The sequence below is a fragment of the Pseudoflavonifractor capillosus genome, from assembly GCF_016899775.1.
GTDB lineage: Bacteria > Bacillota > Clostridia > Oscillospirales > Oscillospiraceae > Lawsonibacter.
Map to the genome: position 1 here is coordinate 1 of NZ_JACJJE010000145.1, position 720 is coordinate 720.

Annotated in this window: 1 protein-coding gene; it reads left to right on the forward strand. The window is 62.9% G+C overall.

The features are described from left to right. Nucleotides 1-60: 60 nt before the first annotated feature. Nucleotides 61-594, forward strand: coding sequence for an RNA-binding cell elongation regulator Jag/EloR (jag, locus tag H6B31_RS16725; RefSeq protein WP_346014114.1), 534 nt, complete (start codon nt 61-63; stop codon nt 592-594). The last annotated feature ends 126 nt before the right edge of the window (nt 595-720 follow it).

Consider the following 720-nt stretch of genomic DNA (forward strand, 5'->3'; position numbering starts at 1 on the left):
AGATGTGTATAAGAGACAGCCCCCAAGGAGGACGCCAACCGCCTGCAGCCCGGGGATGAGGTGCTCATCGGCCGGGAGGAGACCAACGCCCCCAAGGGGATGGACGGCCAGCCCTTGGAGCTGGCTCCCGCCGACGACCCCAAGGCCGCCCGCATCCGGGAGTTCCTGGCCGGACTCATGGAGCACCTCCAGGTGGAGGCGGTCCCTGACATCTATGTGAGCGAGAACGGCTATAAGGTGATCCTCCAGGGCCGCGGCCTGGGCGCCATCATCGGCCGCCGGGGCGAGACCCTGGACGCCATCCAGCAGCTCACCAACTACGCGGTGAACCACGGCCAGTCCAAGCGGGTGCGCATCCACATCGACGCCGAGGGCTACCGGGCCAAGCGGGAGGAGTCCCTCCAGCGCCTGGCGGTGAAGGTGGCCGGCAAGGTGGTCAAGTACCGCAAGAACATGACCCTGGAGCCCATGAACGCCTATGAGCGCCACGTGATCCACGCGGCCCTCCAGGACTACCCCAACGTGACCACCTACTCCACCGGCGTGGAGCCCAACCGCCGGACGGTGGTGGCCTACGCCCCGGGGCAGAAGTAAAGTTTATACAGAAATAGCGACAGCGGGAGGAACTCACGTTCCTCCCGCTCAGTCTGTCAAAGAACTCCTGTTTTCAAGAGATGAAAACAGGGATTTTGTAAGAAAAAGGGAAAAGAAAAGTGAAGG